Below are 25008 nucleotides of genomic sequence, written 5' to 3' on the forward strand. Positions count from 1 at the left end.
CTTTGTTTACCGTCGCACCCCGTGTGGGCGCGACTCATCCAGAGGAGCAGGAACAGGCAATACGAATCGCATCAGCCGATGCGTTCACGCTGGCCACCAGTAGAAGTCCACCAAACCCAAGATTTGGTAATCCACCACAGGGGACCAGCTTCCTGCCGGCCTGCTCCAACCGATCGCCCGCACGAATCGCACGGGCAACCTCCCCCAATGCTAGCAGAGCGCCCGTTTTCGGCCCGTGAACAGCGGATGTCGCGTGGCGCGGGCCGGCTCGGCGCCGCCCGGGCGTGCGCGAGCACCGGGCATCCGTGCCAGACTCGAACGCATGAGTTCCGACGAGCAGACCAACCAGGGCCCGTCCGACGAGGCGAAGCGCAAGTTCCGCGAAGCACTCGATCGCAAGAACAACGCGGCGAAGAAGCGCTCAGGCGAAGCCCACCTCGACGGTGGCGGCGCAGCGCAGCACACCCAGGGTCCGGCCGACCACAAGCGCGAGTTCCGGCGCAAGAGCGGCTGATCGGGTTCACTCCCCCGACGCCGGCGTCGGGATCGCGGCAACCGCCGTGCTCTGAGGCGCGTGCTCCGTCGTGCGCACGATGACGGGCAGGAGCTGGGCGCGCTTCGGCGCACGCCCGTCGCCGGCCGCGCGCCCCGCGAGCCTGCGCCGGAGCCACGGAAGTGCGTGCCGCCGGAGCCATTCGGCGTCGCCGACCGCGGCACCGGCGAGCTCCTCCTCCTGATCGTGCACGGCATGCTCCAGCTCGCCGAGCACGCTCGCGTCGCGCACGCCGAGCACACGTGCCGCGGCGTAGGCGATGCCGCGATGCCCTGCGGCGTTCAGGTGCACGCGGTCCTCGGCCCACCGCTCGTCGTCGACGAGTCCGGGATGGGCGTCGACGTCGAGGAGCATCGATCCCGAGGCCTCGGCAAGCTCGCGCAGGCGTGCGTTGTAGACCCGGAAGCGGCGTGCGAAGAACCGGGTCGCCGGCCGGCTCGGCAGGAACGGCGTCACGAGCAGCACGTCGCACCCGGTCGCGCGGAGCCGCGCCACGGCGTCGCCGAGCTCGCGTGCGAGCCGCTCCGGATCGGCCCGCCGCCCCACGAGGTCGTTCGCCCCGATGAGCACCGACACGAGGTCGGCCCCGAGCGCCGCGGCCTGCGGCAGCTGCTCCTCGATCGCGTCGCGCACCTTGCGACTGCGCACCGCGAGGTTCGCGTACGCGATCGGCTCGCCCGCCGAACTCGTGACGGCGAGCAGCATCGCGAGTCGGTCGGCCCAGCCGCGGTACTCCCCCGCCGGCACGCGCGACTCGTCGCAGAGCCCTTCGGTCAGCGAGTCCCCGACCGCGACGTAGCGGGACCAGCGTCGCGGAGTCGGGGTCGGAGTCGCAACGGGCGGTGCGGATGCCGCGGGGCCGGCGACTCGATCGAGCGGCTGCGGCGCCGAGGCATCCGTCGCCGCGACCTTCACCCGGCCGGTCGCCTCCTCGTAGTGCCCGATGAGTTCGTCGCCGAGGCGGTCCCAACCGCGCCCGGAGACCGACGCGCGCGCCCGCTCGCCGAAGGCGCGGCGCTTGGCGTCGTCGCCGGTGAGGTCGCGCACCCGTTCGCGCAGCTCGTCGAGGTCGCCGGGGCGGTAGAGCCATCCGTTCGCACTGTTCTGCACGAGGTCGACGGGGCCACCGCGACCGGTCGCGACGACCGGCACGCCGCTCGCCATCGCCTCCTGTACGGTCTGGCAGAACGTCTCGCTCTCGCCGGGGTGCACGAAGACGTCGAGGCTCGCCATGGCCCGCGCGAGCTCGTCGCCGCCGAGGAATCCGGTGAACCGGGCCTCCGGCAGCATCCGCTCGAGCAGCGGCCGCGACGGACCATCTCCGATCACGACGAGTCGGACTCCCGGCAGTGCGGCGAGCGCACCGAGATCCTCGACCTGCTTCTCGGGCGCGAGGCGGCCGACGTAGCCGACGAGCACCTCGCCGCCGGGCGCCATCCGGCGTCGCCACGCCTCGTCGCGCCGAGCCGGTGCGAAGCGATCGGTGTCGACGCCGCGGCGCCAGAGCCGGAGCCGGTCGACGCCGAGGGACTCGAGCTTCTCGACCGCCGACGACGACGGCGCGAGCGTGAGCGTCGCCCGCCGGTGCAACCGGCCGAGGTGGCGGCTGAGCGAGGGAGCCGCCCCCGGCACCCCGTAGCGCTCGGCGTACGACGGGATGTCGGTCTGGTACACCGCGACGCTCGGGATGCCGAGCGACTCGGCGGCGAGCACGCCGCGCCAGCCGAGCACGAACGGCGAGGCGAGGTGCACGACATCGGCATCGTGTGCGCGCATCACCTCCGCGAGACGGTGCGCCCCGGCGAGGGTGACGCGCACATCGGGGTAGCTCGGCAGCGGCACCGATGGGAGCAGCACCGCTCGGGCACCGTAGAGCGTGTGATCGATGGGGCCGGACCGCGGAGCGATCACGAGGGCGTCGTGGCCCCTCCGCTCCAGGTGGCGCAGCGTCTGCAGGAGCGAGTGCGTCACGCCGTTCATGTGCGGGAGGAACGATTCTGCGAGGAGGACGACCTTCACGCCTCCAGCGTGGGGGGTGCGCGGTCGCCGCTCGGACCGAATCGCAGGTTCGAGCCGAGGATTCATCAGTTGGTCGACTCCCGTTCGCCTTGCTCGTGGCCGGGGCGCCGGACGAGCCGGTGACCACAGCGCTGCAGCGGTCTCCGAGCTCGGCACGAGAGGATGAGCAGCATGAGCGTCCGAGAACCGCAGGGGATGCCGCGAGGTCGCCTCCTCCCGAGCGCGGTGCTGCTGGACTTCCACAACACACTGGCGATCGCCCGGTCGGTCGAGGACTGGATCGGCGGGGCGCGCTCGATGGTCTCCGGCGGAATCGGCGCGCCGGAGCGGCTTCCCGAGATGATCCGGAACGTCTGGGGGGATGCGAGAGAGCTCTTCCCGGCGCTGGAGTGGGATCTCGACCCTGCGGCCCATCGGCACGCGTTCGTGTCGACGCTGGGCCGCGGCGACGGCGTCTCCTCGGAGTTCGCCGAGGCGCTGTACGAGACGATGCCTCGCCAATGGGTGCTGAATGCGGGCGCCGCGGCCTTCATCGTTCGGGCCTCTGCTGCTGGGATACTACTGGGGCTCGTCTCGAACATCGCGCTGGACGTTCGACCGGCTCTGGAAGGCTGGGGCATCGCATCCGCGTTCGGGGCGGTGATCCTGTCCTACGAGGTCGGGTACGCGAAACCCGACCCGCGGATCTTCCAACTCGCCGCCGACTCGCTCGGCGTCGATCCCACCGCGTGTCTCATGATCGGCGACTCCGCTCACGACGATGGCGGTGCGTCAGCGCTCGGAATGCAGTGCATGATCACTCGACCGGAACAGATGCGGCACGTCTTCGAACTCGTCTGCCCGCCATGAGCGTCGCGGTTCGCGGCCTTCGCGGACCCCTCGCTTTCCGACCGCGCACGGCGGATGATGGGTGGCGTACGCATGCACGCCACCATTCGAGGAGGAATGCCATGGCATCCGTCGCACGAGTCACCACCATCACCGTCCGGTCCGAGACCGGGTTCGACGACGCGGTCGCCGCCGGCGTCGCGAGGGCGTCGGAGACGCTGCGCAACGTGACCGGCGCGTGGGTCAAGGAGCAGAAGGTCGACGTCGCCAACGGTGCGGTCACGGCCTGGTCGGTCACGCTCGAAGTGACCTTCGTGCTCGACGACTGAGCCGCGCCTCGTCGAGGTGTGCACACCCGGTGCAGCGGAACGCCGCCCGCACCGGGCGATGCCGTGCGCGATCGAGCCGTCGCGCTCCGGTCGCCGGTCGGTCGCATGCCGTTCACCTCGGCCCGCTAGAACGAGCAGGTGGATGACGCGTGGCTCACCGGACTGGCCGCATCGCCGTGGCTCCTCCCCCTGCTCTTCCTCCTCGTCGTGGGCGACGCGTTCCTCGTCGTGCTGCCGAGCGAGACCCTCGTCGTGGCGCTCGGCGCCCTGTCGGCGACGACCGGCTCCCCCGAGCTCTGGCTGGTCGTGCCCGTCGCCGCGGCCGGTGCGGTCGTCGGCGACGGGCTCTGCTACCTGATCGGTCGGCGCGTCGGCCCCGACCGCTGGCGCTGGCAGCGCACGGACCGCGTCGCCGCCGCGATCGAACGGATCCGCACTGCCGTCCATCGACGCACGGCACTGCTCGTCTTCACGGCTCGCTACGTTCCGTTCGCACGCATCGCGGTGAACCTCGCGGCCGGAGCCGGACGCGTGCCGCTCCGACGGTACCTCCCGTTGTCGGCCGCCGCCGGCGTCGCCTGGGCCTGCTACAACGTCGCGATCGGCGCGATCGTGGGCAGCGTCCTGCGCGATTCGCCGTTGCTCGCGATCGCCGTCTCCATCCCGGTCGCCATCGTGCTCGGGGTCGTCGTCGACCGCACGCTCGCGATGCTCGATGCGCGCCGGGCCCGGGTGAACGTCGGTCGGGGCGAGCACTGATGACGCCGGGGCATCCGCTCGCTAGCATGTGGCCGACCGTCTCAGGTCTCCCGCAGGAGTCTCGATGTCCGAATCCCTGGAACCGCACGACTATGTGACACTCCGTCTCGACGCTGCTCCATTCAGGCGGGAGTATCGGGTGTTCCCGACGAGGGAGGGCCTCGACCCCGCACCGCCGGAACCCGACTCCGCCTTCGGGGCCGACGGCACGGCGGCGGCCGAAGACCTCAATCCGCGCGTGTTCCTTCCGGAGCGGGCCCACCCCTACGCCGCGCGCGGATTGCGGGTCGCCCTCGCCATGAAGGGCGGGGTGAGCCTCGCCGTCTGGATCGGCGGCGCGATCGCCGAACTCGACATCCTCCGTCGCATCCGCATCTACGGTGTCGGCACCGACCCGCGGCCTCGTGCGCTGCTCATCCGCCCTCGCATTGCGCCTCCGACGGAGGCCGAGGCGGCGGCGGAGGGTCCGCTGCTCGACCGCGCGGATGCCTACGCGCGCCTCCTCCTCGCCCGGGGCTACGACCGTGTCGAGTACGACGTGCTCGCCGGCGCGAGCGCGGGCGGCCTCAACGGCGTGATGTACGCGGTCGCGCAGCGCGCCGGCGTCGGGCTCGAGGGCATCCTCGGAACGTGGCTCTCCACTGGGTCGGCCTGGGAGCTGCTCCAGACCGGCCGGCCGGCCTCGTTCGACTCCGTCTTCCGCGGCGACGAGTACTTCTGGCCTGAGCTCGTACGAGCGCTCGGGCGCATCTCGCGCGGCCAGGTCGGCGCGGGGGCCGACGACGCCGAAGCCGCCGCGGTGAACACGGCGCATCCCGCGCTCGCGGCACCGCACGTCGTCGTCGACCTGTCGGCGACGCTCATCGACGCGAAGGACACGAGCGAACGGAGCGCCGCCGAAGGGCATGCGCACTTCCGATTCGTCGGCACCGATCACGACACCGTCGCCGACCGCGGCATCCCGGGCATCGTCGGCACCGAGGGCGAGAGCAGGAGCGACGCCGAGGCCCGTCGCCTCGCGCTCGCCCGGCTCGCCTATGCCGCCCGCGCCACCTCGTCGTTCCCCGGTGCGTTCGAGCCGGCGCTGATCTACTCGGGCGACGAAGCCTTCGACACCACGGAACCCGCCAGTCCACCCGACATGCGCAACGTGTTCAGCGCCCACCGCGAGGACGGTCGAACGCACCCGTTCAGGGTGATCGACGGCGGCGTACTCGACAACATCCCGATCGACCGCGCTCTGCGGGCCGTCCGCAACATCCCGGCCAACGAGCATGTGAACCGCGCCCTCGTCTACCTCGACCCATCGCCGAAGGAGAGCTCGCGTTGGCTGATCCGCGCGACCGCCTACGAGGGGCCCGCCCCTGAGCTTCCGCCGGACCCTGCAACGACGCGAACCGACCCGCTCTCGCGGTTCCTGTTCCCGATTCTCACTGCGGTCCGCAAGCGCGCCACCGGCGAATCCGGCGAGGACGAGATCGACGCGGTCTACGAGGCCCGAACCGCATCACTCGTGCGCAAGGGACGCGACGAGCTGCTCGCCGTGCGGCTCGACGCACGCACCTCGGCAGAGGAGGATGAGCTGGGACTCCCCTCGGCGAATCGCTCGATCGCCGCGTTCGCCCGACTGCGCTCGACGACCGACGCCGAGTTCCTGCGCATGGTCTTCGGCCGACCCGGCGAGTGGGCGCTCGGCTCGAACCTCGTTCGGCGACCGGTTCGTCGTGCCCTCGACCGAACGAGCATCGGCCGATTCGAGAAGGAGCTCAGGGACATCCTCGATGCCTTCAGTCGTGGCCGGCTCGAGGACGGCCTGCCCCAGGATGCGGTCTCGGGCGGCTGGCAGACCCTCGTCGATGCCGCATTCTGCGCGCTGACGTGGGTGCGGGCGCTCGAGGACCAGAGCTTCCGCAGCATCTCGCTGCACGCGTTCGATGCGGTGCTCCGCGAGACGGACGGCACGCGCACCGTGTCGCGGGCACTGCTCCGCGAGCGCCTGTACGCGGTGATGAGCGAGGCGCGCGACCGGCGCGACGGCGCCGTCGAACGCACGCTCGATGCGGTCGACGCGATTCCGTCGGTCGAGTCGCCGCTCGCCGCCGACCGCGTGCGTCGACTCGCCCTGATCTGGCTGACCGCGAACGCCGAGGGGCCGGTCGATCGCGAACGCCTGTGGGCGAGCCTCGACGAGATCGTCGTCTGGCTCCAGCACGCGAACGGGGCACTCGCCGGGCAGGAGCGCTGGGCCGAGAGCCCATGGCACCGGATGCCTCCGGCGGGCCGGCCGCTGCCTGCCCGCGACCTGCCACTGATCTTCGCGGGCAGCGGCATGCCGACGGCGATGTCGACAGTGCGCTTCCACCGCATCGGCTCGGACACCCAACCGGCCGCGGTCGACGAGTTCCGCACCCTGCTCGATGCCCAACTGCTCGAGGGCTATCGGGCGGCACTGGGCAAGCCGGTCGACGAGTTGAACCACGAGACCGTCGCCCGTCTGCTCAACGAACGCGAGCTCCGATCGTCGTCGAAGCTCGCAGGGCTCAGGATCGCCAACTTCGCCGGCTTCCTCAGCGAGGACTGGCGTCGCAACGACTGGTGGTGGGGCCGCCTGGACGCATCGGCGGGGGTCATCGAGCTGCTCGAGAGCATGGAGTCGGCGCCGGGCCCTGCAGCACCCGATTCCGCGCCGGCGCTCGAACTCGCCACGGTGCACGGGGCGCTCCTCCGCGAGATGAACGCGAGCACGGAGCGACCGTACCGCCGCCGTGTCGAGGCCGACACGCCGACGGCGATCCGCGCGCAGATGGTGCGCGGCACGCAGGATCTCGAGTCGCTGCCGTCCGGGTACCGCGTCGCGCTCGCCTCACGAGCGGCACGCAACGCCTCGACGGCGCTCGTGCGCGGCAGCGCCGCGCTCTCACCGATGAGGGTGTCGCAGTGGCTCCTGCGCCCCCTGCTGATCTTCGCGCCGTCGCTCCTCTCCCCTCCTCGCCTCATTCTCGCTCTGCTCATCGTCGCGTGCGGGCTGATGCTCGTGGTGCGCGAGATGACCGGGGCACTCGGCGAATCGGCAGGACTCCGACCTGGTGCCGGCATTGCGGCGATCGCGACCGCCGTCGCCGCACTGTTCGCCGCCAGCCGGCTCCTCTCGGCGGCCGCGGCACGCCGGCGCCGGCGGCAGGCGATCGCCAATCACACGGTCGCGGAGACGCGTGCGCGCGAAGTGATCGCCACCGCCGAGCAGCGTGCGCGAGTGCCGCGCACGATCCTCGTCGCATTGACGATCGTGCTGCTCGGGGTGTTCTTCCTCGCCTCGTTCCGGTTCGGGCTGTGGACCCTGCCGTTCTGGGTCGCGCTCGCGGCACTGCTCGGAGTGACCGAGGTGACGAATCGACAGCTGCAGACGGTCGCCGCCGCGCACCGCGTCCGCCCCGGGCGCTGGGTCGCTCTCTGCGGCTTCGCGGTGCTCGCGATCGCGGTGACCGCCGTGCTGCCGCCGCTGCTCGACGACCTCGCCGACCTCGCCGACCGCGCCGACGGGATGCCGCCGGTGCTCGGCCAGATCATCTGGCGAGCGATCGCGGCGGCGATCGTCATCGCGGCGTTGACGGCGACGCTGCTCGCCCAAGCGCTCCGCCCGCTCCGGCTGCTCGTCGTCATGCTCGTGACGGTGGTCGCGACCGTCGTGACCGTGGCGGTCACGACGTTCGCCGCTTCGCTCGACGACCGGCCGCTGCCGGTCGGCGATGCCACGGCCACGGCGATCGACGCCGGCATCGCCGCGGCGCAGGGATGGGCGGCTTTCGCGATCGCGGCATGGGTCGCCGGCACCGTGCTCTGGTGGGCTCCGTGGTTCCGCGGTGGGGGCACCGCCAAGTCCGTGATGCCCCCCGACGACGTGCACGACCTCGAACCGGGGTCGCTCGTGCAAGCCACGGACGGGTGATGAGGAGGCCTCCGACAGCGGCAGCGCGAAGCGGGAAGAGCGTGCCCTTCCCGCTCCTCATTCCTTTCGATCTCGAACGTGCCGGGAATGGCGAGGGACGCGCCGCTCGTGTCATCCATGATGAAGACGTTCGACCACACGACCGACATGAGTGTCGCGGTCTGCCCGGGCGGGCAGCTCAGCACCGTGGAGGCTGCCGGGGCGTTCAATGCGAGAGACCCCGTGAGGTTGCCGTTCTTCGGGACTTCGAACACGCCGCTCGAAGAGAGATCCGAGCTGATCGTGGTCTTCTTGGGATCGCTGGGCACCTTCTTGCCGTTGACGACGCACGAGTACTCCGCGTCGAGGCGTGCCGTGGCCTCAATCGTCACGATGGTGCCGGCGGAGAGGCCGGCCTCCTTGAACTTGACGGTGAGCGTCGTGCCCGACGCGGACGCGCTCGTGCCGCTTGCGATGAAATGCGGGTTGCCGCTGGCCGATGCAGCGCCGGCACCCACCAGCATGAGTGCGGCCGCCGCTCCGATCGGCTCGCGTGCACGATGTCTGCGCCGGCCGCTTCCTGAACTCGACGCTACTCCGGCGGACGTACCCGCAGTACCTCCAAATGAGGTTCACTCACTTATTCGATACGCCCAACGTGCTCCCGACTGCCCGGGTTCGGGCCGCCGGGAGCACGATCTTGTCGAGAGCTACTCGCCCGCGAGTCCTCCGATGAGGTGCCCGAACGGTCGGTCGAGCGCGAACGGGTCGCGCACGTTCGCCGAGCGATCGCTCGCCGCGACGAGCGCGGCAAGCTCGGCGGAGGCCCGCTCGATGCGGGCGGGCAACGTCTTCACGCTGTCAGCGGACTCGCCCCAGTCGCCCGTCGCCGCGAACACCCCCGTCGGCGCGACCACCGCGTGCAGGTAGGTGAACATCGGACGCAGCGCGTAGTCGAGCGCGAGCGAGTGCCGCGGTGTGCCGGCAGTGGCACCGATCACCACGGGCAGTTCGGCGAGCGCCGCACTGTCGACCACGTCGAAGAACGACTTGAAGAGCCCCGAGTAGCTCGTCGTGAAGATCGGCGTGACGGCGATGAGCCCGTCGGCACCGGTCACGGCTTCGATGACCGCCTCGAGCTTCGGGCTCGGAAAGCCCGTGAGCATGTGGTTCATGATGTCGGTCGCGACATCCCGGAGCTCGAAGGTCTCGACGGTCGTGTCGATGCCCTGCTCTGCGAGCCTGGCGACGGTGGCGTCACTGAGCTTGTCGGCGAGCATGCGCGTCGACGAGGGCTGGCTGAGACCAGCGGAGACGACGGCGAGTGTGCGGGTGGTCATGATCAGGCTCCCTTCACGGCGGCAGCGCCGAACGCCGCGCCCTTCGGCGCTGCGCTGGTGCCATCGGCGGCCTTCGCCGCATTGCGTGCGGCGACGAGCGAGTCGTGCGTCGGGGCATCCGGAACCGTCTCGGGGCGGTTCTTCGCGAACTCGCGACGCAGCACCGGCACGACCTCCGAGCCGAGCAGGTCGAGCTGCTCGAGCACGGTCTTCAGCGGCAGGCCGGCGTGGTCCATGAGGAAGAGCTGGCGCTGGTAGTCGCCCACGTAGTCGCGGAAGCCGAGGGTCTTGTCGATGACCTCCTGCGGGCTGCCGACCGTGAGCGGGGTCTGCGAGGTGAAGTCCTCGAGGCTCGGGCCATGGCCGCAGACGGGGGCGTTGTCGAAGTAGGGACGGAACTCGCGGACGGCGTCCTGCGAGTTCTTGCGCATGAACACCTGTCCGCCGAGGCCGACGATCGCCTGCTCCGCGGTGCCGTGCTCGTAGTGCTCGAACCGCTGACGGTAGAGGGCGACCATGCGCTGGGTGTGCGAGGCGGGCCAGAAGATGTGGTTCGCGAAGAAGCCGTCGCCGTAGTACGCGGCCTGCTCGGCGATCTCGGGGCTGCGGATCGAGCCGTGCCAGACGAACGGGGGCACGTCGTCGAGCGGGCGAGGCGTGGACTGGAAGCCCTGCAGCGGCGTGCGGAACTGCCCGTCCCAGTCGACGAAGTCCTCGCGCCACAGGCGGTGCAGCAGGTTGTAGTTCTCGAGGGCGAGGTTGATGCCCTGCCGGATGTCCTTGCCGAACCACGGGTAGACCGGGCCGGTGTTCCCGCGGCCGAGCATGAGGTCGACGCGGCCGTCGGCGACGTGCTGGAGCATCGCGAAGTCCTCGGCGATCTTCACGGGGTCGTTCGTCGTGATGAGCGTCGTGGAGGTCGTCAGCTGGATCTTCGAGGTCTTCGCCGCGATGTAGGCGAGCGTCGTGGTCGGCGATGAGGAGAAGAAGGGCGGGTTGTGGTGCTCGCCGAGCGCGAAGACGTCGAGGCCGACCTCTTCGGCGTGCTGGGCGATCGTCAGCACATCGGTGATGCGCTCGTGCTCGCTCGGCGTGCGCCCCGTCGTCGGGTCCTGAGTGATGTCGCTGACGGTGAAGATTCCGAACTGCATGGTGCCCTCCTGGGCTCTTCCTCGTGGGAGATTCCGTGTTGCATGCTTTTGCATACACTTTCCGCAACGGATGCCCCCCGCACACTATTCCCGATCGATCCGCGCAACGCACACCGGGCGCCACGGGCCGGGGCCGGACAGCGCCGGGCAGCGTCCCGACGCATGCGAAAGGCGGGGGTGCCATCGGCACCCCCGCCCCGTTCCGCTGCGACTCAGTCGCCCGAGGAGTGCTCGTGCCCTCCGTCGCTGCCGACCGTACCCTGGGGCCCGGCCGGAGCCGGGAGGGTGAGGCCGCCCGGGATGCTGCGTCCCACGACGCCGTTGACCGACTCCGTTGAGTAGGAGTAGGCGAGCACGGCGAGCGCGATCGCATCGGCGTTGACGTCGAGCGCCTCGAGGTTCACGTTGTCGATGTCATCGCACGCCTGGTGGTAGCACTGGTCGTACGACTCACCGGCGACACCGCCCCAGATCACCTGCTGCGCCGGGGTCTTGACGACCTCTGCGCCCGTGAACAGGCCGCCGGCCGGGATCCCGTTGAAGATGAAGGCCTCGTAGTCGCTCCGGCCGCTGAACTCGGCATCGTCGTACGGCTCGCCGACGCTCGTGAAGTAGCTCTCGAAGAGGTCTTCGATCTGCACCGAACCCTCGGGAACCGTGACCGGCGCCTCGAAGCCCGACTCGTCGCCGTCGTACACCATGAAGATGTAGTTCGGCGAGGCGATCATGTCGAAGTTGAGGTACAGGGCGATGCGGTCCTTCTCCGCCTGGCTGAGCCCGGCGACGTACTCCTCGGAGCCGATCAGGCCGCTCTCCTCGGCACCCCACCATGCGAGGCGCACGGTGTTCTCCGGCTTGACCTTCGACATCTGCTCGGCGATCTCGAGCAGTGCGGCCGATCCGCTGCCGTTGTCGTTGATGCCGGGTCCGGCCTGCACCGAATCGAGGTGCGCGCCGGCCATGACGACGTTGTCGGCGTTCCGACCCGGCTTCTCAGCGATGATGTTCTTCTGCGCACGCTGCTCGGGCGCCGGCACGAAGACTCGCGCCGTCGAACCGTCCTGCGACAGCGCGACGCCCTGCTCGTAGCTCGCCCCGACGACCGGGATGCCGACGACATCCGGTCCGCCGAGCGTGCCGACGATGAGGCCCATGCGCGCATCGTTGTCTTCGTTGCCCTGGTTGAAGATGACCACGCCACCGGCCCCTGCGGCCTCGGCGTTCACGGCCTTCTGGGCGAACGAGCACGACCCCCGCTGGATGAGCGCGATGCTGCCCGCCGGTATTCCGTCGAAGTCGGTCGGCTCGCAGCCGCTGGAACTGGTGTTCCCGAGCCCGAGCTGGAGGTCGACCGCCCACACGTCGGCGGTCAGGTTGCCGGCACCGCTGCCGGTGAATGGCCCGGTCTCGTACGTCGCGGCGATCGGAGTGATCTGCTCGAGCTCCGACGGGCCGACGAACGTGTAGGGGAACTCGTCGATCGACACGTTCCACCCGGCGGCTTCGAGCTTGTCGACCACGTAATCCACGCTCGCCTCGTAGCCGGGCAGGCCGGCGGCGCGATTGCCCCCGTTCGCATCGGCGATCGCCTGCAGCGCCTCGAGGTGCTCCATCGCACCGTCGGCGCTGACGCACTCGGTCAGCTTCTGGATGGTGTTGTTGGTGCGATTGTCGCACCCGTTTCCGGCTGGTGCGGCGAAGGCCGCACCCGTGGGTGCGAGCGCCAGTCCGGCGATCGCCGCGGTCGCGATCACCACCGTCTTGGCGCGCTTGGAAAGTGCTGCAGATGGGTACATCGTCTCCCCTTCCGTGCCGGTTCGTCTCCATCGACCCCCGGTCGGGCGCCAGCATATGCGTTCCATCCCGCCGTCCGACAGCCCCAGTTCCGAATCGGGCACCACGACGCAGGGATCGAGCGTGGTGCGGCGTCCCCGTGGCTAGACTCGCCGTGATGGGCACGATTTCGGTCATCATCCCGAGCCTGAACGACGCGGAGTTCCTCGCCGCTTGCCTCGACGCGCTCGCGAAGCAGACCCGATCCCCCGACGAGGTCGTCGTCGTCGACAACGGCTCGACGGATGGCACGGTCGACGTCGCCCTGGCCGCGGGCGCGCGGGTGGTGCACGAGCCGATGCGCGGCATCTGGCCGGCGACGGCAGCCGGATTCGACGCGGCATCCGGCGAACTGCTGGCCCGCCTCGACGCCGACTCCGTGCCGGCTCCCGGATGGCTCGCCGAGGCCGAGCGGCGCATGGCCGAGCCCGACCGGCCCACCGTTGTGACGAACGGCGGCGCTTTCTACGGGCGGAACGCCGTCGTGCGATGGATCGCCCGCAACATCTACATCGGCGGCTACTTCACCGTGATCGGTCCGCTGCTGGGGCATCCGCCGATCTTCGGCTCGAACTACGTGCTGCGCGCCGAGGCGTGGACCCGGCTCCGCGAGGTCGTGCACCGCGACCGCGCCGACGTGCACGACGACCTCGACCTCGCGTGGTGGATGCAGCCCGGCATGACGGTCGTGCGCGACCGGCGGCTCGTCGTCGGAGTGTCCGCGCGGCCGTTCGACAGCTTCGACGGGCTCGCCCGCCGGGTGCGCATGGCGTTCCACACCATGTCGGTCGAGTCGCGCGAGTGGCCGCCGCTCAGGCGACGCGCCGAACGACGCCGCGCACCGGTCTGGGTCTGGGAGGCGATGCCGGTCGAACCCGAGGTGGCGGATGCCGCCGACCCTGACGGCGAGGAGCCGCTGACGGCGTAGCGAGCCGACGCCGACGCCCGTGCTACGGCGTGAGGTCGGTGGCTGCGAAGAGGTCGAGCATGTCGCGCACGAGCTGGTGCGGCGCCGTCTCGCATGGGCTGTGCCCCGTGGGATACACCGCCAGGTGCGCGCCGATCTCACGGGCGAACCGTTCGTGCAGTTCCCTCGGCCAGAGATCGTGCTCCCCCACCGCGACGAGCATCGGAATCGTCGATGCCGCGAGCTCGGCCCGCAGGTCGGGGGTCTGCATCATGAGCGCGATGATGTCGTCGACGCTCTCGCGCCGGGTCAGCGCGAAGCGCTGGCGCACGAACTCCAGCCGCCGCGGCGGCACGCGGTTGAGGTTGTTCCGGATGCCCCACAGCATGAGCGCGGCGCCCTGGTGCGGTGACGTGAACGCGCTGACCGGGCCGATGCGCTTGACGCCGCGGAACGCCTGGCCGGGCTCGGGTGGCGCGCTGAGCAGCGTGAGGCTCGCGAAGCGCCCGGGCCGCTCATGCAGTGCGAGCTCGGCGAGCGTGCCGGCGAAGCTGTAGCCGAGCACGTGCGCCGGGCCCGTGCCGTCGTCGAGCACCGCGAGCAGGTCGTCGAGGAAGAGGCGTTCGTCGTACCGCTGCCGCGGTGGGTCGAGGTTCCACGGCCCGGCCCGCCACGACTCGTATTGCCCTGCGAGATCGAACGATTCCGCCCGGTAGCCGGCCGCCGCGAACAACGGCATCATGAGCACGAAGTCCTCTTTCGACCCGGTCGCACCCGGCACGAGCACGACGCGCGGCCCCGAGTCCGGGCCGAGTGCGACGCGCGCGAGGGAGCCGCTCGGCGCCTCGAACGTCGTGTGCTCTGCACCTTCGGGGAAGACCCGCCAGTCGAGGTCGGGGATCGCCTCGTCGGCACGATGCGCCTCGTCGACGGCGACCTCGGGTTCCGACGGAATGTCGGCGACCGGGCCGCGCCGACGGAATGAACCGAGCGCGCCTCCGAATGCGACCACACATTCACGATAGCGGCGACCGCCCTGATGGGGTGCGGAAAACCGGCGCGCGGGTCGTCGACCGTCGAGCCGGCTCACACCTCGCGCAGAGCGAACACCGAGCACGGCCACAGGCAGCGCGTTTAAGCTTGGGGGCATGGCAACCGTCGCGCTCACCCTGGACACCTTCGAGAAGACCATCCTCGAAGGCGGCACCGTCTTCGTCGATTTCTGGGCCGGGTGGTGCGGTCCGTGCATGCAGTTCGCCCCGAACTACGAGGCGGCCGCCGAGGCGAACCCCGACTTCACGTTCGCCAAGGTCGACACCGAAGACCAGCAGCAGCTGGCCGCAGCCATGAACATCACGTCGATTCCGACGATCATGGCCTTCAAGGACGGCATCGGCGTGTTCGCCCAGGCCGGCGCACTCCCCCGGCCGATGCTCGACGAGCTCATCTCGCAGGTGCGAGCGCTCGACATGGAGCAGGTGCGGGCAGACCTCGCCAAGCAGGAGGCCGAGGAGGCCTCGGCCTGAGTCGAGCCGCCGAGCGGCCACTTCGGCCGGCGGCTCCGGCCGATCACTCCGCGGCCGGCTCCCCGAGACCTTCGAGACCGCTGAGGTCGAGTTCGACCCCGTAGGGTCGCGAGGCGCCGGTCACGAGCGCCGGCACGCGCACGTAGCGGCCGCGCTCATGCAGGCCGTCGAGCAGTTCGCGCCACCGGTCGTCGGCCGCTTCACCGAGGAATCCGGCGTGACGCGGACGGTCGCCGCCCACGAGCTGCACGCCGATGCGGTAGCGCCGCGAGAGCCACCGACTCGCCCGCGGCACGAGCACCGCGTGCTGCTCGGGTCCGCCGTGCAGCCGCGCGAGCTCGATCGCGGGCTGGTGCCTGTGCGCATCGGCGACGGGCGCGACCGCCCGCACCTCCCGCTCCACGCGCGGCGCATCGACGAGCTCGAGACCCTCGAGGGTCGTGAGATCGCCCCACTGGTCGGGATTCGCTCGGCGCGAACCGCGAACGAGGCCGACGAGCAACCAGGCGATCGAGGCGGTCACGAGCAGCACGAACGGCCAGAACAACCAGGGTTCGGCCTCGGGTCGGACGAGGCCCGTCAAGAGGAGGAGCACCAGCACCACGAGGTATGGGAGCGGTTCCCATGCGAGCAGCGGCTTCGAACGGGGTGCGGGCATGTGCTTCAGGCTATCGCGGGCACGGATGCCCCGGCGCCCGGCGATGCCGCGGCATCCGCGCTCAGCGCAGTTCGGGGAGGAGCTGCGCCACCTCGTCGAGCACCGACTCGTCGCCGGCGTAGAGGCCGTGCTCGCGAGGCCAGTGGGCGACGACGTCGGTGAACCCGAGTTCGGCCGCGCGTCCCACCGCGTCTTCGAACGCCGCCGCGCTGGCGAGGCTGTACCGCTCGTCGGAGTCGAGGGAGAGGATGCGATCGATGCTCGACACCTCGCGTCCGACGCTCTCGCAGGCCTCGTCGAGACGTGCACTCAGCTCGGCCACTCGCCGCCACCAGGCATCCGTGCCGTCGACGGTGCCGCCGGTCGTCACCCAGCCGTCGCCGATCCGCGCCGCGAGTGCAAGACTCTTCGGGCCTTCGGCCGCGATGTGCAGCGGCATCCGCGGTCGCTGCGCGGGTTCGCCCACCATGCGGGCGCCCGATGCCGTGAACCACTCGCCGTCGAACGAGATGCCGTCGGACCCCGGCTGCTCGAAGCGCAGGAGCACGTCGAGCCCTTCGGCGAACTCGACGAACCGCTCGAAGCGCTGCCGCGGCGAGTACTCGGGCTGGCCGAGCACGAAGGCGTCGAAGCCCGTGCCGCCCGACCCGACGCCGAGCAGCACGCGGCCACCCGAGATCTGGTCGACCGTGGCGACATCCTTTGCGAACGGCACGGGATGCCGGAAGTTGGGGCTCGCGACGAACGTGCCGAGCCCGATGCGCTCGGTGACCATCGCGGCGGCCGTGAGCGTGGGAACCGTGGCATGCCAGCGCTGCCCGGCGAGGGTCTTCCACGAGAGGTGGTCGTACGTCCACGCTTGGTCGAAGCCGAGCTCCTCGGCGCCGCGCCAGTAGCGCACCGCCTCGGGCCAGTCGTACTGCGGGAGGATGACGATGCCGAAACGCATGGTCCGAGTCTAGGCAGCGCGCCCGGCGTCGGCGGGCACCGGCACGAGGTCGATGTCGAGCGCCACGGCCGCGGCGTCGCGTGAACGCTCGAACCGCACGAGCACGATGCCGCCGAGGATGAGCAGGCCGCCCACCGCCTGCAGCGGCCCGATCGCCTCGCCGAGCACGAACCACGCGACGATCGCGGCGAAGATCACCTCGGAGAGGCCGAGGAACGACGAGAGCCGCGTGCCGAGCAGGCGGATCGCGCTGATGCCCGCGACGTAGGCGAACGCCGTCGAGACGAGGCCGACCGTGAGCACCGGCACCCACCACGGCGCGATCGTGCCGAAGTACGGCACGTCGACGAAGCTCGCGGTGAACGGCACGAGGCCGACGGCACCGGCGGCGCCGAGCACGACGGCGCCCACCACGAAGCCGCTCGCGGCGAGGGCGATCGGCGGCACCGAGGCATCCGCTCGCTCGCCGAGCACGTAGTAGACGCAGACGCCGACCATCGCGACGCCCGCGAGCAGCAGGCCGACGACGTCGAGGCCGCCGCCGCCCGGACCGATCACGAGGAACAGACCGGCGATCGCGAGCACCGACCCCGCGATGACGACGAACTGCGGTGCACGGCGCTGACGCGCCCAGGCGAAGAGCACGAGGGCGACCGGTGCGAGGTACTCGATGAGCAGGGTCGTGCTGACGGGGATGAGCGCGATCGAGGCGTAGAAGGCCACCTGGGTGCCGACGACGGCGATGAGCGCATAGGCCAGCACCGTCCACCGGGCGCGCCACAACGGCCGCAGGTCGAAGCGCAGGGCGATGAGGCCCGGCAGCAGCAGTGCGAGCGCGGCGACGCTGATGCGCGCGAAGACGGCGGCTCCGGGCGACCAGCCCGACTCGAGGAGCGGCTTCACGACCGCACCGCCGGCACCGAAGGCGAGCCCGGCGCCGAGGCCGAGCACGATGCCGAGGAGTCCCTTCGAACCGCGCATCGGCGTCTCCTTCCTGTGGCGGGTGTCGCGGCCGCGTCATGACCGAACGACGTTATGCTCGTGACAGTACCGGCAACGGATGTCAGGAGTCAAATGATTTTCACCGATGACACGATCGCGGCGTTGAACTTCGTCGCCGCCCTCGCCGACACCGTGCCCGAGGCCTCGGAGTCGGGCGACGACGAACTCGCGACGCCCGAGCAGCTCGCCGTGATCCTCGACGCCTGGTGGTACTCGGGTCGTCGCGACGGCACCGCTGCCGAGGTCGCAGAGGTCGCCGCCGCGCGCGACCGGTTGCGCGCCCTCTGGCGCCTCGACCGCGACGACGCCGTGACCGAGGTGAATGCGATCCTCGCCGAGGCGAACGCCCTGCCCCGGCTCGTGCGGCACGACGACCTCGACTGGCACGTGCACGCGACCAGCCAGGATGCACCGCTGAGCGAGCGCATCCTCGTCGAGGCGGCGATGGCGTTCGTCGACGTCATCCGCGCCGACGGCATGGATCGCCTGCGCGCCTGCCAGGCCGACGACTGCGCGGGCATCTACGCCGATCTGTCGAAGAACGCCTCACGCCGGTTCTGCAGCACGCGATGCGGCAACCGCATGGCCGCGCGGGCGCACCGCGCGCGCGCCGAGTAGCTGACGCTCGCGTCATCGCCCCCGGCGCCTCCGAGCCTGGACGCCTGCCCGCTCCACCTGCCACCCCGCTCGAAGCCCAATTGCGGATATACGATCGGACGCGCCGCTGCAGACCGGTCGTGATCGGCGTGTCCGATCGTATATCCGCAGGAATGTGCACGGATGGCCCATGATCGCGGCAGCGCACCTCGCCCGGAATCACGAAAGCCCCCGGCCGGCTCGTGAGAGCTGGGCGGGGGCTTCCGCAAGAAGTTCGCGGTATCAGCGAGAGTCGACTAGCGGCGGAGGCCGAGACGCTCGATGAGCTTGCGGTAGCGGTTGATGTCCACATCGGCGAGGTAGCCGAGCAGACGACGACGCTGACCGACGAGGAGGAGCAGGCCACGACGCGAGTGGTGGTCGTGCTTGTGCTCCTTCAGGTGCTCGGTGAGGTCCTTGATTCGCTTCGTGAGGAGCGCGATCTGGACCTCGGGGGATCCAGTGTCACCGGGGTGCGTCGCGTACTCTTCGATGATCGCCTTCTTGACATCAGCTTCAAGTGCCATAGATGGGATCCCCTTTCTTCTTGTTGCGCGCTGCCCGTGGCAGAATGCCCGGGCTCTCTTTGTGCGCGGCCGTCATGACGGCAACCTCAATACTCTACCAGAGCGGATGCCTCGCGGCCGACCTGCCCGATCCGTCAGCCGAGCTCGACGACCGCCTTGCCGAGCACTGCCCCCGACTGCAGCCGCGCGAGCTGGTGCGGCACCTGCTCGAGCGGGTGCGGGCCGTCGATGATCGCCCGCAGCTCCCCGCCCGCGGCGAGCGCGGCGATCTCGGGCAGGTCGCGGTTCGGCACCGCCGCGAGCAGCCCGACGTGCCTGGCGGCCTCCGGGACGGTCGCAGCCGGCCGACCGGCGCGCGCACTCGCGACGAGCACTTGCGCGATGCGGCGCGGGCTCCCCCCGATGTAGGCAGCGCGCCCGCCCTCGGCGAGCAGCCCGATCGTCTGCGCCGGCGGCAGCGCCCCGACGACGTCGAGCACGAGGTCGAAGGGATCGCGCGGCTCCTGCCCGTCGCCGACGCCCGTGGCCACGACATCGGCGCCGAGCCCGGCGAGCGCGTCGAGCTTCCACATCGCCCGCTCGACCGCCGTCACGTGCGCCCCGCCGCGCTTCGCGAGCTGGATCGCGAAGGTGCCGACTCCCCCGCCGGCGCCGACCACGAGCACGCGCCGCCCGCTCAGCGCGCCGTTCGGAGCGACGGCTTCGGCACCGCGGAGTGCCTGCCAGGCCATGCTCGCGGCCTGCGGCAGCGCGGCCGCGGTGAGGTCGTCGAGTGCGGGCGGCCTCGGCACGAGGGCATCCTCGCGCGCGACGACGACCTCCGCGAATCCGCCCCAGCCCGAGGCCGAGAGCTCGCCGAAGACCGCGTCGCCGACGCGGTGCCGGGTCACGCCCGACCCGACGGCGATCACAGTGCCCGAGACATCCGAGCCGATCACCCGGTGCTTCGGGCGGAACGGCGCCTCGAGGCGCACGAGGGTCGCGCCGGTGGCGAGGTCGACGTCCCACGAGTTGAGCGAGACGGCGGTGATGCGCACGGCGACCTCGCCGGCTCCGGGCTCCGGTTCTGGCAGCTCGGCGAGCCGAAGCACACGCTCGGGCGGCCCGTACCGGTCGAGCACGATCGCACGCATCGGATGGCCGTCCTCTCGTCGACGCAACTGGTTCGAGGATAGCGACGCACGCGCGTCGGCCGTGCGCGGGCCGTCGCCTGCTTGGCACAGCGGATGCCCCGGGGCAGACTGACCCCATGGGGTTCGTCATCAAGCGGGTCTACGACCAGGCCGAGGCATCCGACGGCGTTCGCGTGCTCGTCGACCGGCTCTGGCCGCGCGGCGTGAGCAAGGAACGCGCCGAGCTCGACCTGTGGGACAAGGACGTCGCACCCTCCCCCGAGCTGCGCACCGAGTGGCATCACCATCGCGAGCGGTTCGACGAGTTCGCCGAGCGCTACCGGGGCGAGCTCGACGCGAACGACGCGGCGCGGGCGCTGATCGCGCTCGGCGGGGAGCACGATCGGGTCACGCTGCTCTTCGGCGCGCGCGACGAGCAGGTCAACCACGCGACGGTGCTGCTCGAGTGGCTCGGCGAGCACGGGGCATCCGTCGACGGCTGATCTTGCCGCCGCCACCCGGTCGGCGTAGCGTGCGAACCGATCGAAGGAAGTGAGCAATCATCATGATCACGATCAATCGAACACGCACCGCAGCACTCGGCCTCACGGCCATCGCCGCCCTCGCCCTCGCCGGCGCGGGCGCAGCGCAGGCGGCCCCGCCGGGAACCCCCGCGATCCCGCTCACGAGCGGCCAGGAAGCGCCGCACCCGACCGACGGCGGCGGCGCGCACGGGTTCTTCAGCTACGAGATCGACGGCGACGAGCTGTGCTACACGCTCGAGGTCTCCGGCCTCTCCACGCCCGCCGCGGCAGCGCACGTCCACCTCGCCCCGCGCAACGTCGCCGGCCCGGTCGTGGTGCCGCTCGTCGTCGAGAACTCGACGGACTTCGACATCTCGACCTGCGTGCCCGGCGACCCTGCGGTGCTCGCTGCGATCGAAGCGGACCCGTCGAACTACTACATCAACGTGCACACCCCGATGAACCAGCCCGGGGAGGTGCGCGGCCAGCTGAAGTAGCCGCGCGATCCGAGCGAGCGGATGCCGCGGCATCCGCTGGTTCGAGGCGCTACCGCGCCAGCAGGAAGATCGCCGGCCAGCCCGTGTGCGCGTAGACGATGACGGCGAACACGACGGCGTCGAAGAGCATGTGGACCACGAACACGTAGGTCAGCGACTTCGTCAGCTTGAACGTGTAGCCCTGGATCAGCGCGAACGGGATGGTGAGCAGCGGCCCCCACGACTGGTAGCCGAGCTCCCACAGGAAGGAGACGAACACGATCGACTGCAGCAGGTTCGCCTGCCACGACGGGAAGTGCCGCCGCAGCAGCACGAAGACCGTGCAGATGAAGAAGAGCTCGTCCCAGGTGCCGACCGCGACGACGCCGACGAGGAGGCGCGCGATCTGCTCGGGATCGGTCACGGTGGGCCAGTTCTCGTAGACGCCGGAGGAGATGAAGTAGAACGGCAGGATGAGCCAGCCCGCGACGGTCACGAAGATCAGGTAGAGCCACTGCGTGCGGTTCCAGCGCCTCCCGGTGCGCCACGGGAAGCGGATGACGTGCTCGCGGTACAGGAAACGCGAGATGACGTAGGGCACGAGCACGGCGAGTCCGAGCACGACCGCGAAGCGCAGCATGCCCTCGTTGCTGAGATCGGCCTTCAGCGAGATGGTCGAGATGATGACTTGCCCGACGGCGATGAGGGCGAGGTCGGCGAGCAGCCGCTCGGTACGGCCCGAGCGGTCGCAGAGCCACGCGGCCAGGAGGCCGACGGCGAGCATCGCGTACCCGGCGATCGGCACCATGAATCCGAAGAGCAGCACGGCGGCGCCGCACACGAGGATCGCGGGCACGAGGGCGATCGGATGCGTCCGCAGCTCGGGCGGTTCGACGGTCTCGGCGAGGTTCGTGCTCGGCATCGGGGCCCGCTACTCGTCGCCGCCGAGCTCGCCGCGCCGCGCCGCAGCGACCCACTTGGCGAGGAACACGGCACCGGCCTCGTCGTGGATGAGGTCGCCAGCGGTGAGCACCGGGTAGCCGGTTACCGGAACGCCCTCGGCCGGGCGCACGTCGACGTGCCGCACCCGCTCGCCGCGTTCGTGCAGCCAGTCGGCCATGCGGTAGTCGCCACGCGAGTCGCCCATCGTGCGCCAGTGCTGCGGGCGGATGCCCCGCTCTTCGAGCAGTTCGACGGCCCGCGCGGCCCCGAGGTCCTTGCCGAGTCGCACCGACTCGACATCGGTCGAGATGATCGTCGGGTCGATGCGCCAGTGCACGCGACCAGCGGCATCCGGTCGCTCGTCGCCCTCGCGCACCGTGCCGAAGCCGCGGGCGGTGAGCGACTCGCCCGCGTGCGCGTCGAACCGCGGCTGGGCCTCCAGATAGTCGGCGGATGCCACGTGCACGTGCTGCTCGACCGAGACCATCGCCCTCTTGGTGTCGTCGAAGAACGCGAACTCGTCGAAGTGCGCCTCGACGTAGGCGCGCATGTCGGCGGCGAAGTCGGCGGGCATTGCGAGGTCGAGGTCGACGAACACTTCGCCGAGCCCGTCGTGGTCGATCGCGGCCCAGACCGCCCCCTTCTCGCAGATCGCCCAGACGGGCGCGCCCGGCCCGAGGCCCTCGGCCAGGAGCGGCGGCACGACCTGCTCGGCGATGAAGGCGTCGGAGCGGCCCGTGTTGAAGATCACGGGGTTGCCGGCGTTCGCGAGCTCGGCGAGGTCGCGGGCGATCGACGGGATCGCGATCGACCGCGTCACGGGGCTCGCGATGGGGCCGTCGACGTCGAGCAGGAGGCCGAGGAGCGGGGCATTGGTCACGCGTCCAGCCTATGGCGCGGCGCCCTCGGCGCGGCCCCCGGCCGATGTCGGCGGGAGGGTGCGAGCCGCCGTGGGCGCGGCGCCATGCGGATGTCGCCGGCAGGTGCGAGCATCGTGCCATGCAGCAGATCGTGCCTCCCTACCTGCTCGACCGCATCGCCGAGGCCGCCGGCCCGCGGTTCCCGATCGCGGCGGCGGCGGCGAGGCGCGCGCTGCTGCGCGAGCGGCCCGCGCGCCTCGGCATCGAACCGCTGCCCGAGCTGCCGAGCGTGCTCCCCGACGCCCCGTCGATGCCCGACCGGCGCATCTCCGACGCCGAGGGCCGCGAGAAGCTGCCGGGGCGGCTCGTGCGCCGCGAGGGCGAGCGGGCAACGGGCGACGAGGCCGTCGACGACGCCTACGACGGCCTCGGCGACACGCACCGCTTGTTCGACCGGGTCTTCGGCCGCGACTCGATCGACGGCGCGGGCATGCCCCTCGAAGCCACCGTGCACTTCGGCGACCGCTACGACAACGCCTTCTGGGACGGCGAGCGCATGGTGTTCGGCGACGGAGACGGGGAGGTCTTCCGGGGCTTCACCGACTCGCTGAGCGTCATCGGCCACGAGCTCGCCCACGGCGTCACCGAGCACACCGCGAAGCTGCGGTACCGGGGCCAGTCGGGGGCGCTCAACGAGCACGTCTCCGACGCGTTCGGCGCGCTCGTCGAGCAGTACGCCCTCGGCCAGGACGCCGGCGCCGCGAGCTGGCTGATCGGCGAGGGCATCTTCACCGACGAGGTGCAGGGGCGGGCGCTTCGGTCGATGCTCGAGCCGGGCACCGCCTACGACGACGACGTCCTCGGGCGCGACCCGCAGCCCGCCCACATGCGCGACTACATCGACACCGACGACGACAACGGCGGCGTGCACCTGAACTCGGGCATCCCGAACCGGGCGTTCGCCCTCGCCGCGACCGAGCTCGGCGGCTTCGCCTGGGAGCACGTGGGTCGCATCTGGTACGACGTGCTCACCTCGGGCCGCCTGCCGATCGACGCCGACTTCGCGCTGTTCGCAGCCGAGACGGTGCGTGCGGCGCGCGAGCGCTTCGGGCGCGACAGCCGGGAGGAGCGCGCCGTGACCGGCGGCTGGTCGGCGGTCGGCATCGAGGTGCCCGGCGAGTAGCGTCACCACCTCCGCGGCCGCTGCCGCGGAGTACCATCGGCCCCATGGACGTCATCGTGTCCCGGAGCGGCGGCCTCGCCGGCATGAAGCTCACCTGGGAGGTTCGCGTCGACGAGCAGCCCGATCCTGACGAGTGGTACATCCTCATCGACGAGATCCCGTGGGGCGAGCCGCCTCCGCTGCCGCCAGAGCCCGACCGGTTCGTGTACCGCATCCGCTGCGAACCGCATGAGGCGACGCTCGCCGAGCGTCAGCTCACCGGGCCGTGGCGTCAGCTCGTCGATCGGGTGCAGGAGACAACGGATCCGGAGCGGCAGGGGCCGCGAGCTTCGACGCCACCACGCCCCACGCGATGAGTCCCTGCGCCGCGAGGTACGTCGACATGACGGCGAAGTCGTGGCCGGCGAACTCGTACCCGGGCAGGAACCTGCCGAGGGCGAGCACCGAATCCGAGACGATGAAGAACGCGCCGCCGAGCGCGATCCACCTCCCGTGCATCGACGCGCACATCGCCATCATGCCGATCGCGGCCGCGTAGAGCGAAATCGGGGCGGCGAGCATGCCGGCGTGCGGCAGGAGCAGGCCGAGCATGACGATCATCCACGCCCAGTACGCGTACGACCACGCCGGCGGGCGGCGACGAGTGCGGGGCATCCGCAGGAAGAGCACGATGTAGACGACGTGCGCGAGCAGGAACGAGCAGAGCCCGGCCACGAACCATCCGTCGCCCGGGAACGAGAGCAGCACGTCGCCGCCCCAGGAGAAGGCGATGGCGGCGAGCAGCAACGGCACCGGAGCCCGGAGCGGTCGCACGAGGGCCACCACCGCGAGGGCGAGGAGCGGCATCAGCAACGCCTTCGTCGCCGTGACGCTCCAGGCCGGGCCGAGATACAGCAGCACGAGGTGCAGGGCCGACGCCACGAGGTACGGGGCGAACGCAACGAAGGGCGATCTGCAGCGGATCACGTC

At 70.9% G+C, this 25008-nt stretch carries 25 protein-coding genes; 12 read left to right on the plus strand and 13 right to left on the minus strand.

The window, feature by feature from the left end:
- The first annotated feature begins 322 nt into the window (after positions 1 to 322).
- The gene (locus ASE14_RS17295) at positions 323 to 514 is read left to right on the plus strand and encodes a DUF5302 domain-containing protein (protein WP_056658069.1); all 192 of its coding nucleotides are present in this window, start codon (positions 323 to 325) and stop codon (positions 512 to 514) included.
- Between the two features lie 6 nt (positions 515 to 520).
- Here ASE14_RS17295 and ASE14_RS17300 read toward each other — a convergent pair whose 3' ends face one another.
- Positions 521 to 2572, minus strand: a complete 2052-nt coding sequence (locus ASE14_RS17300) for a GDSL-type esterase/lipase family protein (RefSeq protein ID WP_056658072.1) — start codon at positions 2570 to 2572, stop codon at positions 521 to 523.
- A 171-nt stretch (positions 2573 to 2743) separates the two neighbouring features.
- Here ASE14_RS17300 and ASE14_RS17305 point away from each other — a divergent pair, with 171 nt between their 5' ends.
- From ASE14_RS17305 to ASE14_RS17320, 4 genes are all read left to right on the plus strand, one after another.
- Positions 2744 to 3421: an HAD family hydrolase gene (locus tag ASE14_RS17305; protein ID WP_162257761.1), complete on the plus strand. Its 678-nt coding sequence runs from the start codon at positions 2744 to 2746 to the stop codon at positions 3419 to 3421.
- 101 nt (positions 3422 to 3522) lie between these two features.
- Positions 3523 to 3729 carry a dodecin family protein gene (locus tag ASE14_RS17310; RefSeq protein WP_056658079.1) on the plus strand — a complete coding sequence of 69 codons (207 nt, stop codon included), beginning with the start codon at positions 3523 to 3525 and terminating at the stop codon, positions 3727 to 3729.
- A 138-nt stretch (positions 3730 to 3867) separates the two neighbouring features.
- Positions 3868 to 4488, plus strand: coding sequence for a DedA family protein (locus tag ASE14_RS17315; protein ID WP_056658082.1), 621 nt, complete (start codon positions 3868 to 3870; stop codon positions 4486 to 4488).
- Between the two features lie 64 nt (positions 4489 to 4552).
- Positions 4553 to 8434 (plus strand): DUF3376 domain-containing protein, encoded by a 3882-nt coding sequence (locus ASE14_RS17320; RefSeq protein WP_082601017.1) that lies wholly within the window; start codon positions 4553 to 4555, stop codon positions 8432 to 8434.
- Positions 8435 to 9123: 689 nt separating this feature from the next.
- Here the strand turns inward: ASE14_RS17320 and ASE14_RS17325 are convergent.
- The 3 genes from ASE14_RS17325 to ASE14_RS17335 form a co-directional block, all read right to left on the minus strand.
- Positions 9124 to 9753, minus strand: coding sequence for an FMN reductase (locus ASE14_RS17325; protein ID WP_056658088.1), 630 nt, complete (start codon positions 9751 to 9753; stop codon positions 9124 to 9126).
- Between the two features lie 2 nt (positions 9754 to 9755).
- On the minus strand, positions 9756 to 10904 hold the full coding sequence (locus tag ASE14_RS17330; protein ID WP_056658091.1) for an LLM class flavin-dependent oxidoreductase: 1149 nt from the start codon (positions 10902 to 10904) through the stop codon (positions 9756 to 9758).
- A gap of 212 nt (positions 10905 to 11116) precedes the next feature.
- Positions 11117 to 12700, minus strand: a complete 1584-nt coding sequence (locus ASE14_RS17335) for a M28 family metallopeptidase (RefSeq protein WP_056658093.1) — start codon at positions 12698 to 12700, stop codon at positions 11117 to 11119.
- Between the two features lie 155 nt (positions 12701 to 12855).
- Between ASE14_RS17335 and ASE14_RS17340 the strand changes: the two genes are divergently transcribed.
- Positions 12856 to 13665, plus strand: a complete 810-nt coding sequence (locus tag ASE14_RS17340) for a glycosyltransferase family 2 protein (RefSeq protein ID WP_082601018.1) — start codon at positions 12856 to 12858, stop codon at positions 13663 to 13665.
- A 22-nt stretch (positions 13666 to 13687) separates the two neighbouring features.
- Here ASE14_RS17340 and ASE14_RS17345 read toward each other — a convergent pair whose 3' ends face one another.
- On the minus strand, positions 13688 to 14599 hold the full coding sequence (locus ASE14_RS17345; protein WP_056659186.1) for an alpha/beta fold hydrolase: 912 nt from the start codon (positions 14597 to 14599) through the stop codon (positions 13688 to 13690).
- A gap of 193 nt (positions 14600 to 14792) precedes the next feature.
- On the opposite strand from ASE14_RS17345, the gene ASE14_RS17350 reads away from it, so the two are divergent.
- Entirely contained in the window at positions 14793 to 15170 is a 378-nt protein-coding gene (locus ASE14_RS17350) for a co-chaperone YbbN (RefSeq protein WP_056658096.1), read from the plus strand.
- A 43-nt stretch (positions 15171 to 15213) separates the two neighbouring features.
- On the opposite strand, the gene ASE14_RS17355 is transcribed toward ASE14_RS17350, so the two are convergent.
- The 3 genes from ASE14_RS17355 to ASE14_RS17365 all read right to left on the minus strand — a co-directional run bounded on the left by ASE14_RS17355 (position 15214) and on the right by ASE14_RS17365 (position 17758).
- Positions 15214 to 15828: a hypothetical protein gene (locus ASE14_RS17355; RefSeq protein ID WP_056658098.1), complete on the minus strand. Its 615-nt coding sequence runs from the start codon at positions 15826 to 15828 to the stop codon at positions 15214 to 15216.
- Positions 15829 to 15889: 61 nt separating this feature from the next.
- The gene (locus tag ASE14_RS17360) at positions 15890 to 16777 is read right to left on the minus strand and encodes an LLM class flavin-dependent oxidoreductase (protein ID WP_056658101.1); all 888 of its coding nucleotides are present in this window, start codon (positions 16775 to 16777) and stop codon (positions 15890 to 15892) included.
- Between the two features lie 9 nt (positions 16778 to 16786).
- Complete coding sequence (locus ASE14_RS17365) at positions 16787 to 17758, minus strand: DMT family transporter (RefSeq protein WP_056658105.1); 972 nt, start codon at positions 17756 to 17758, stop codon at positions 16787 to 16789.
- 93 nt (positions 17759 to 17851) lie between these two features.
- Between ASE14_RS17365 and ASE14_RS17370 the strand changes: the two genes are divergently transcribed.
- Positions 17852 to 18397, plus strand: a complete 546-nt coding sequence (locus ASE14_RS17370) for a CGNR zinc finger domain-containing protein (RefSeq protein ID WP_056658107.1) — start codon at positions 17852 to 17854, stop codon at positions 18395 to 18397.
- A gap of 275 nt (positions 18398 to 18672) precedes the next feature.
- Here ASE14_RS17370 and rpsO read toward each other — a convergent pair whose 3' ends face one another.
- Both rpsO and ASE14_RS17380 read right to left on the minus strand, forming a co-directional pair.
- Positions 18673 to 18942 (minus strand): 30S ribosomal protein S15, encoded by a 270-nt coding sequence (gene rpsO, locus ASE14_RS17375; protein ID WP_056658110.1) that lies wholly within the window; start codon positions 18940 to 18942, stop codon positions 18673 to 18675.
- Positions 18943 to 19076: 134 nt separating this feature from the next.
- Positions 19077 to 20075, minus strand: a complete 999-nt coding sequence (locus ASE14_RS17380; RefSeq protein ID WP_056658113.1) for an NAD(P)-dependent alcohol dehydrogenase — start codon at positions 20073 to 20075, stop codon at positions 19077 to 19079.
- Positions 20076 to 20191: 116 nt separating this feature from the next.
- Here ASE14_RS17380 and ASE14_RS17385 point away from each other — a divergent pair, with 116 nt between their 5' ends.
- Both ASE14_RS17385 and ASE14_RS17390 read left to right on the plus strand, forming a co-directional pair.
- Positions 20192 to 20557, plus strand: a complete 366-nt coding sequence (locus tag ASE14_RS17385) for a DUF488 domain-containing protein (RefSeq protein WP_056658117.1) — start codon at positions 20192 to 20194, stop codon at positions 20555 to 20557.
- 62 nt (positions 20558 to 20619) lie between these two features.
- Complete coding sequence (locus ASE14_RS17390) at positions 20620 to 21075, plus strand: CHRD domain-containing protein (RefSeq protein WP_056658120.1); 456 nt, start codon at positions 20620 to 20622, stop codon at positions 21073 to 21075.
- 49 nt (positions 21076 to 21124) lie between these two features.
- Here ASE14_RS17390 and ASE14_RS17395 read toward each other — a convergent pair whose 3' ends face one another.
- Positions 21125 to 21976, minus strand: coding sequence for a CPBP family intramembrane glutamic endopeptidase (locus tag ASE14_RS17395; protein WP_056658123.1), 852 nt, complete (start codon positions 21974 to 21976; stop codon positions 21125 to 21127).
- A 9-nt stretch (positions 21977 to 21985) separates the two neighbouring features.
- The gene (locus tag ASE14_RS17400) at positions 21986 to 22876 is read right to left on the minus strand and encodes a hypothetical protein (RefSeq protein ID WP_056658127.1); all 891 of its coding nucleotides are present in this window, start codon (positions 22874 to 22876) and stop codon (positions 21986 to 21988) included.
- A gap of 119 nt (positions 22877 to 22995) precedes the next feature.
- On the opposite strand from ASE14_RS17400, the gene ASE14_RS17405 reads away from it, so the two are divergent.
- Together ASE14_RS17405 and ASE14_RS20190 are read left to right on the plus strand one after the other, a co-directional pair.
- Positions 22996 to 24039, plus strand: coding sequence for a M4 family metallopeptidase (locus ASE14_RS17405; RefSeq protein ID WP_056658131.1), 1044 nt, complete (start codon positions 22996 to 22998; stop codon positions 24037 to 24039).
- A gap of 44 nt (positions 24040 to 24083) precedes the next feature.
- Positions 24084 to 24395: a protealysin inhibitor emfourin gene (locus ASE14_RS20190; protein WP_082601020.1), complete on the plus strand. Its 312-nt coding sequence runs from the start codon at positions 24084 to 24086 to the stop codon at positions 24393 to 24395.
- Here the strand turns inward: ASE14_RS20190 and ASE14_RS17410 are convergent.
- The gene (locus ASE14_RS17410; RefSeq protein ID WP_162257762.1) at positions 24295 to 25005 is read right to left on the minus strand and encodes a lysoplasmalogenase; all 711 of its coding nucleotides are present in this window, start codon (positions 25003 to 25005) and stop codon (positions 24295 to 24297) included. The genes ASE14_RS20190 and ASE14_RS17410 overlap by 101 nt on opposite strands.
- Positions 25006 to 25008: the final 3 nt, after the last annotated feature.

The organism is Agromyces sp. Root81, assembly GCF_001429165.1.
Classification (GTDB): Bacteria; Actinomycetota; Actinomycetes; order Actinomycetales; family Microbacteriaceae; genus Agromyces.

Coding starts and splice junctions, on each gene's coding strand:
- ASE14_RS17405 (WP_056658131.1), top strand. CDS start 22,996: ATGCAGCAGATCGTGCCTCCCTACCTGCTCGACCGCATCGCCGAGGCC.
- ASE14_RS17355 (WP_056658098.1), bottom strand. CDS start 15,828: ATGCCCGCACCCCGTTCGAAGCCGCTGCTCGCATGGGAACCGCTCCCA.
- ASE14_RS17360 (WP_056658101.1), bottom strand. CDS start 16,777: ATGCGTTTCGGCATCGTCATCCTCCCGCAGTACGACTGGCCCGAGGCG.
- ASE14_RS17320 (WP_082601017.1), top strand. CDS start 4,553: ATGTCCGAATCCCTGGAACCGCACGACTATGTGACACTCCGTCTCGAC.
- ASE14_RS20190 (WP_082601020.1), top strand. CDS start 24,084: ATGGACGTCATCGTGTCCCGGAGCGGCGGCCTCGCCGGCATGAAGCTC.
- ASE14_RS17310 (WP_056658079.1), top strand. CDS start 3,523: ATGGCATCCGTCGCACGAGTCACCACCATCACCGTCCGGTCCGAGACC.
- ASE14_RS17340 (WP_082601018.1), top strand. CDS start 12,856: ATGGGCACGATTTCGGTCATCATCCCGAGCCTGAACGACGCGGAGTTC.
- ASE14_RS17385 (WP_056658117.1), top strand. CDS start 20,192: ATGGGGTTCGTCATCAAGCGGGTCTACGACCAGGCCGAGGCATCCGAC.
- ASE14_RS17325 (WP_056658088.1), bottom strand. CDS start 9,753: ATGACCACCCGCACACTCGCCGTCGTCTCCGCTGGTCTCAGCCAGCCC.
- ASE14_RS17370 (WP_056658107.1), top strand. CDS start 17,852: ATGATTTTCACCGATGACACGATCGCGGCGTTGAACTTCGTCGCCGCC.
- ASE14_RS17335 (WP_056658093.1), bottom strand. CDS start 12,700: ATGTACCCATCTGCAGCACTTTCCAAGCGCGCCAAGACGGTGGTGATC.
- ASE14_RS17380 (WP_056658113.1), bottom strand. CDS start 20,075: ATGCGTGCGATCGTGCTCGACCGGTACGGGCCGCCCGAGCGTGTGCTT.
- ASE14_RS17390 (WP_056658120.1), top strand. CDS start 20,620: ATGATCACGATCAATCGAACACGCACCGCAGCACTCGGCCTCACGGCC.
- ASE14_RS17330 (WP_056658091.1), bottom strand. CDS start 10,904: ATGCAGTTCGGAATCTTCACCGTCAGCGACATCACTCAGGACCCGACG.
- ASE14_RS17365 (WP_056658105.1), bottom strand. CDS start 17,758: ATGCGCGGTTCGAAGGGACTCCTCGGCATCGTGCTCGGCCTCGGCGCC.
- ASE14_RS17395 (WP_056658123.1), bottom strand. CDS start 21,976: ATGCCGAGCACGAACCTCGCCGAGACCGTCGAACCGCCCGAGCTGCGG.
- ASE14_RS17305 (WP_162257761.1), top strand. CDS start 2,744: ATGAGCGTCCGAGAACCGCAGGGGATGCCGCGAGGTCGCCTCCTCCCG.
- ASE14_RS17295 (WP_056658069.1), top strand. CDS start 323: ATGAGTTCCGACGAGCAGACCAACCAGGGCCCGTCCGACGAGGCGAAG.
- rpsO (WP_056658110.1), bottom strand. CDS start 18,942: ATGGCACTTGAAGCTGATGTCAAGAAGGCGATCATCGAAGAGTACGCG.
- ASE14_RS17350 (WP_056658096.1), top strand. CDS start 14,793: ATGGCAACCGTCGCGCTCACCCTGGACACCTTCGAGAAGACCATCCTC.